Source organism: Pseudomonas sp. NPDC088885, from assembly GCF_044750025.1.
Classification (GTDB): Bacteria; Pseudomonadota; Gammaproteobacteria; order Pseudomonadales; family Pseudomonadaceae; genus Aquipseudomonas; species Aquipseudomonas rustica.
Window position 1 is genome coordinate 20634 of sequence record NZ_JBIVJB010000054.1, and the last position, 6751, is coordinate 27384.

Sequence of the window (6751 nt, forward strand, 5' to 3'; positions counted from 1 at the left end):
TACTGATGCAGGCGTGAGATCTCGGTCTCACGCCTGTGGATAAGGAGCACCATGGCTCACGCACCACAAATAAAGATCCCCGCCACCTACATGCGCGGCGGCACCAGCAAAGGCGTGTTTTTCAGCCTCAAGGATTTGCCCGAAGCGGCGCAGATTCCCGGGCCGGTTCGCGACGCTTTATTGCTGCGCGTGATCGGAAGCCCCGACCCGTACGACAAGCAAATCGACGGCATGGGCGGCGCCACTTCAAGCACCAGCAAAACCGTGATCCTGTCGAAAAGCCTCAAGGCTGATCACGACGTCGATTACCTGTTCGGTCAGGTCTCCATCGACAAGCCATTCGTCGACTGGAGCGGCAACTGCGGCAACCTCTCGGCAGCGGTCGGCTCGTTCGCCATCAGCAATGGTCTGGTCGAGGCCAGCCGCATTCCGCACAACGGTGTTGCAGTGGTGCGCGTGTGGCAGGCCAACATCGGCAAAACCATTATTGCTCACGTGCCGATCACCAACGGCGAAGTGCAGGAAACCGGTGATTTCGAGCTCGACGGCGTGACTTTCCCGGCCGCCGAAGTGCAAGTCGAATTCATGGATCCGGCGGCGGAAGAAGAGGGTGGTGGTGGCTCGATGTTCCCCACCGGCAACCTGATCGATGAGCTGGAAGTGCCGGGTGTCGGCACGTTCAAGGCAACCATGATCAACGCCGGCATCCCGACGATTTTCGTCAACGCCGAAGACATCGGTTACACCGGCACCGAGCTGCAAGGAGCGATCAACAGCGATCCGAAAGCGCTGCAAATGTTCGAGACGATTCGTGCGTATGGCGCGCTGCGCATGGGCCTGATTGCCAATCTGGATGAAGCGGCGAAACGGCAACACACGCCGAAAGTCGCGTTTGTTGCCAAGCCTGCGGATTATGTGGCTTCCAGTGGTAAGGCGATTGGCGCTGGTGATGTCGATTTGCTGGTGCGCGCGTTGTCGATGGGCAAGTTGCACCACGCGATGATGGGCACGGCGGCGGTGGCGATTGGTACGGCGGCGGCCATTTCCGGCACGCTGGTGAACCTTGCGGCGGGCGGCGTTGAACGCAATGCCGTGCGCTTCGGGCATCCGTCCGGGACGTTGCGTGTTGGTGCTGAAGCCAGTCTGGAAAACGGCGAGTGGATCGTCAAAAAAGCCATCATGAGCCGCAGTGCGCGGGTGCTGATGGAAGGCTACGTCCGCGTCCCGGGCGATTCCTTCTGACCAAATACCGGACGCCACCCTGGATTGCTTCACTCTGTAGGAGCTGCCGAAGGCTGCGATCTTTTGATCTTGTTTTTGAAGGTCAAGATCAAAAGATCGCAGCCTTCGGCAGCTCCTACAGGGATCGCATTTCAACAATAAGAAATTGTTAGCCCTGAACCGAGGTCCCATCAACGAACCACTTAATGAGTGAATCGAACATGAGCGCCAACGTCGACCTGAACAACCGCCCCGACTACGACCGTGTCCTGCAGGACATCGCCGACTACGTCCTCACCTTCAAAGCCGAATCCACCGAAGCCCTCGACACCGCCCGCAACTGCCTGATGGACACGTTAGGCTGCGGCCTGCTCGCACTGCGTTTCCCTGAATGCACCAAACACCTCGGCCCGATCGTCGAAGGCACCGTCGTGCCGTTTGGCGCGCGCGTCCCCGGCACTTCCTATCGTCTCGACCCGGTCAAAGCCGCGTGGGACATCGGTTGCATCGTTCGCTGGCTCGACTACAACGACACCTGGCTCGCCGCCGAGTGGGGCCATCCATCCGACAACCTCGGCGCGATTCTCGCGGTGGCCGATCATCTCTCGCAAAAACGCGTGGCCAACGCTGAAGCGCCGCTGACGATCCGCGATGTGCTCGAAGCGATGATCATGGCCCACGAGATTCAAGGCGTGATCGCCCTGGAAAACTCCTTCAACCGCGTAGGACTTGATCACGTCATTCTGGTGAAAGTCGCCTCCACCGCCGTCACCGCCAAACTGATGGGCGCCAATCGCGAACAACTGTTGTCGGCGTTGTCCCACGCTTTCGCCGACGGCCAAGCGCTGCGCACTTATCGTCATGCGCCAAACGCCGGCTCGCGAAAATCCTGGGCGGCGGGGGATGCGTCGAGTCGTGGCGTGCGCCTGGCCGACATCGCCATGCGCGGCGAGATGGGCATTCCCGGGGTGCTGACGGCAAAACAGTGGGGCTTTTATGAGGTGCTGTTCAGCCACAGCAACAACGATCTGGCGCTGAAACCGGAAGACAAACGCGCTTTCAGTTTCTCGCGCGCGTTCGGCAGTTACGTGATGGAAAACGTCCTGTTCAAAATCAGCTTCCCCGCCGAATTCCATGCGCAAACGGCCTGCGAAGCGGCGGTGACCTTGCACCCGCAAGTGCGCAATCGTCTGCACGAAATTGACCGCATCGTCATCACCACTCACGAATCGGCGATCCGCATCATTTCCAAAGTCGGGCCGCTGGCCAATGCCGCTGACCGTGACCACTGCATCCAGTACATGACCGCCGTGCCGCTGGCCTTCGGCAATCTGGTCGCCGAGCAATACGAAGACGATTTCCACAAGGCGCACCCGATCATCGATGTGCTGCGTGAGAAAATGGTCATCGTCGAAGAGCCGCGTTTCACCCGCGAATACCTGGAGCCTGACAAGCGCTCGATTGCCAACGCCGTGCAGGTGTTTTTCAAGGATGGCAGCAGCAGCGAAAACGTCGTCGTGGAATACCCGATCGGGCATCGTCGCCGCCGCGCCGAGGGCATTCCGTTGCTCGAAGAAAAATTCAAAGCCAATCTGGCCACGCGTTTTACCGGTCAGCGCAGCGGTGAGATCTTCGCACTGTGCAAGGATCAAACCCGACTCGAGTCCACCCCGGTAAACCGCTTCGTCGACCTGTTCGTGATCTGAAGGTACAAACACGCTCCCTGTAGGAGCTGCCGCAGGCTGCGATCTTTTGACGTTGATGTTTAAAAACAAGATCAAAAGATCGCAGCCTTCGGCAGCTCCTACACGGACCGCATACGCCATTTTTCGATGGGCAATTTGGTGATGGCAAAACCGCTCAACAAAATCGCTGAATAGATCATCAGCTCCCGGGACAGGGTTTGCCCCTCGTACCAGGCGCCGATGATCACGGCGAACACCGGGAAAATGATAAACACGAACGACAGGATGATCGGGCTCAGGCGTTTCAGCAGCAGAAAATAAACGATAAACCCGCCCACCGAGGCCACCAGCCCGAGGTAGAACAGCGCGCCCCATGAGCGTGCCGTGATGTTTTCGAATACCGGTGTTTCGACGTTCAATCCGACAATAAATAACATCGCCCCGGCAATGCCGATCGGCAGCGTGTTGTAGGTGATCACGCTGATCGCGCTGCCGTGTTTTTTCGTCACCACGTAGCACAGCGCATGCATCACGGCGGCGCAGAGAATCGCCAGCACCCCCAGCCATTCCGCCTGATCCAGATGCAGACCCTGACTGCGAATAATCATGAAAAGACTGCCAAAACCGATGGCAATGCCGAGCATCTGCGACGGGTAGATTTTCTCGCGCAGAAACAGCGCGGAAAACAGCAGGATAAATACTGGCATGCAGCTGAACAGCAACGCTGTCAGGCCCGATGAGACATGCATTTCGCCGTAGTTGAGCAGGTAGTAGGGCAGGCTGAAATACGACAGCGTGACGAACACAAAAAACCAGCGGCTCTGCCGAGGGAACAGTAGCGGTTCTTTACGCAGCAACGCGAAACTCAAAAACAGTGGAAATGCGATGAGAAAGCGCAGCCCGGCCGCGGTCAGTGGCGGCACACTTTCTACAGCAATCTTGATCCCCAGCCACGTCGTGCCCCAACTCAGGCAGACGATCAGAAACAACGTGCTGGTGATCAATCCGGCAAGCCAGGGTTTGCTGATGCTTATCGGTGTGCTGACGGCGGTCGACATGCGGTGTGCTCCGAGCGGCTGAATTGACCTGGTCACAGAAAGGGTCTATCCCTGATTGAACCTGTTTTCAGCACGCTATGCGGGGCGCGAATGACTGTCAAAGTAAGTATTGCCATGGTGTCAATCCTCCGTGATGGCCTCACTCACGGCGTCGGCGTGAAATACCAGCGCCTCGCCGATGCAGTGGAAAAGGCTATCGCTGAAGGCGTGATCGACGCTGGCTGCAAATTACCGCCGCACCGATTGTTGGCCGATAGCCTCGGCGTCACCATCGGTACGATCAGCCGCGCCTACGGTGAGCTGGAGCGTGTGGGATTGGTCGTCGCCCGTGTAGGCGATGGCACTTACGTACGTCAGAGAGGGATGGAACGGCCGCAGGACAAAGGCTTTCGCAATGTCAGCGATGAGCCGCCCGCCTGCTTCGACATGAGCCGCAATCAGCCGATTCCGGGGCAGGAAGCGGCGTTCATGAGTCAGAGCCTGCAAGCGTTAGCGAATGATCCGCGAGTGCTGCAGCAATTGACTGGATACAGCGCAGAAGGCGGCATGGCGCGGCATCGGCAGGCTGGGGCGGTGTGGTTGCAGCACGACGCGTTTGTGCCGCACGCCGATCAGGTGTTGTGCGTCAACGGCGGCCAACATGGTTTGTTGTGTGCGTTGATGGGTTTGCTCAAGGCCGGCGACACGGTGGTGACCGAGCATTTGTCCTACCCCGGATTGCTCAGTGTCGCTCGCCAGCTCGGGATAAAACTGATCGGCGCGACGATGGATGACGAAGGGCTTGTACCGTCAGCGCTGGAGGAAATCTGCCGTCAGCATCGCGTTTCGGCGCTGTATTGCACGCCGACCATCCAGAATCCTACGGCGGCGGTGATGTCCGTCCCACGGCGCGAGGTGATTGCCAATGTGTGTCGTCAGCACAATCTGCTGATCCTCGAAGACGAAGCCCACGCCGTGCTGGATCGTCAACGGCCGTTGCCGCTGAGTTATTTCGCCCCGGAGCGGTCGGTGTTGATCGGCAGTTTGAGCAAGGCTGTTTCGGCGGGATTGCGCGTCGGTTATCTGCATGCGCCGCAAGCGTTGATCGGGCGGTTAAGTTCAGCCATTCGCGGGACGTGCTGGATGGCCAATCCACTGGCGATGGAGGTGGCGAGTCTGTGGATCGAAAACGGCTTGGCTGAGCGCTTGCTGGATGAGCAGATTGACGAGATTGGCCGGCGCAAGGCGTTGGTGGTCGGGGCGCTGGAGGGCTTGAATTACAAGACGCACAGCCACAGTCCGCATTTTTGGGTCGAGGTGCCGGAAGGCTGGCGGGCGTCGCAGATTGCGGCGGAGTTGAAGGAGAATAATTATCTGGTGGCAACCGCAGAGGCGTTTGCGGTCGGGCATGCGGCGGTGCCGCAGTGTATTCGGGTGAGTGTGTGTAATTCGGTGGGGGATGATCGGTTGTTGCTCAGCGGGTTTGAGGCTCTGGCGCAAGCATTAACCGAGACCGTGTAATCGTTCTTCGCGAGCAAGCCCGCTCCCACATTTGAAATGCATTCCAGTGTGGGAGCGGGCTTGCTCGCGAAGGCGTCAGCTCAGGCAGCACACAACTACTTGAACCGCCGCTCCACGCCTTTCTCCACCAGAATCTTCGCCGAAATCTCTTCCACTGAAAAATGCGTCGAATTGATGTGCGGAATGTTCTCGCGGCGGAACAGATTCTCCACTTCGCGCACTTCAAATTCGCACTGCGCATAACTCGAATAGCGGCTGTTGGGCTTGCGCTCGTTGCGGATCGCGGTGAGGCGATCCGGGTCGATGGTCAGGCCGAACAGCTTGTGCTGGTGCGCACGCAGGGCGGCGGGCAGGGTCAGGCGCTCCATGTCGTCTTCGGTCAGCGGGTAATTGGCCGCGCGGATGCCGAACTGCATGGCCATGTACAGACACGTCGGTGTCTTACCGCAGCGCGACACGCCCACTAGTATCAAATCGGCTTTGTCGTAATAGTGCGTGCGCGCACCGTCGTCGTTGTCGAGGGCGAAATTCACCGCCTCGATACGCTCCATGTAATTGGAGTTGTGGCCAATCGAATGCGACTTGCCGACGGTGTAGGAAGAATGCTCGGTCAGTTCCTGCTCAAGCGGGGCGAGGAAGGTCGAGAAAATATCGATCATGAAACCATTGGACGTCGCGAGAATCTCACGAATGTCCTGATTGACGATGGTGTCAAAGATGATCGGGCGAAAGCCGTCGGTGTCAGCGGCTTTGTTGATTTGTTGTACCATGGCCCGCGCTTTTTCAACGCTGTCGATGTACGGTCGCGTGAATTTGCTGAAGGTAATGTTTTCGAACTGCGCCAGAAGGCTTTGACCCAGGGTTTCGGCAGTAATGCCGGTGCCATCGGAGATAAAGAAAGCAGATCGTTTCATTTGCACCTTGGGCCTTAAGTGAGTGTCCTGTGTTGCATAGGAATGCCGATGTGGCGGCGCCTGTTGTCGCCATACTACGTTGCCGCTCCTCGCCATAGCCAGCTATGACTTGTCGCGGCGCCTTGTCTGGCAACAACAGTCACTCGCCACATCGGCATGCCTATGCAACACAGGACACTTATGAGCATTTCTGGATATGATAGGCGCGATTTGTTGGCCGCCAATGGCCAGCATTCTCACTTATTTTCCAGGTCCAGGCCATACAACCGGCCAACGCTCCCCCGAGCAGCCGGTTTCTGAGCTTTTCCAACACAGTTAGTGGAGAGATCACCTTGGTAGAGTACGTAGTTTCCCTCGATAAGCTCGGCAAACA

At 58.1% G+C, this 6751-nt stretch carries 6 protein-coding genes; 4 read left to right on the plus strand and 2 right to left on the minus strand.

From position 1 onward, the window contains the following. The first annotated feature begins 51 nt into the window (after window positions 1-51). Complete coding sequence (gene prpF / locus ACIP1X_RS19250) at window positions 52-1242, plus strand: 2-methylaconitate cis-trans isomerase PrpF (protein ID WP_400754304.1); 1191 nt, start codon at window positions 52-54, stop codon at window positions 1240-1242. A 200-nt stretch (window positions 1243-1442) separates the two neighbouring features. Then, complete coding sequence (gene prpD, locus ACIP1X_RS19255; RefSeq protein WP_400754322.1) at window positions 1443-2927, plus strand: 2-methylcitrate dehydratase; 1485 nt, start codon at window positions 1443-1445, stop codon at window positions 2925-2927. Window positions 2928-3025: 98 nt separating this feature from the next. Here the strand turns inward: prpD and ACIP1X_RS19260 are convergent, their stop codons facing one another. Further along, window positions 3026-3964: a DMT family transporter gene (locus ACIP1X_RS19260; RefSeq protein WP_400754307.1), complete on the minus strand. Its 939-nt coding sequence runs from the start codon at window positions 3962-3964 to the stop codon at window positions 3026-3028. A gap of 90 nt (window positions 3965-4054) precedes the next feature. Between ACIP1X_RS19260 and ACIP1X_RS19265 the strand changes: the two genes are divergently transcribed. After that, window positions 4055-5464, plus strand: coding sequence for a PLP-dependent aminotransferase family protein (locus ACIP1X_RS19265; protein ID WP_400754309.1), 1410 nt, complete (start codon window positions 4055-4057; stop codon window positions 5462-5464). 95 nt (window positions 5465-5559) lie between these two features. On the opposite strand, the gene ACIP1X_RS19270 is transcribed toward ACIP1X_RS19265, so the two are convergent. Then, a complete protein-coding gene (locus ACIP1X_RS19270; RefSeq protein WP_053118702.1) occupies window positions 5560-6378 on the minus strand; it encodes a pyruvate, water dikinase regulatory protein in 819 nt (272 codons plus the stop codon). 296 nt (window positions 6379-6674) lie between these two features. Here ACIP1X_RS19270 and ACIP1X_RS19275 point away from each other — a divergent pair. Beyond that, the coding region (locus ACIP1X_RS19275; protein ID WP_400754325.1) for a hypothetical protein at window positions 6675-6751 on the plus strand (77 nt) is incomplete at its 3' end.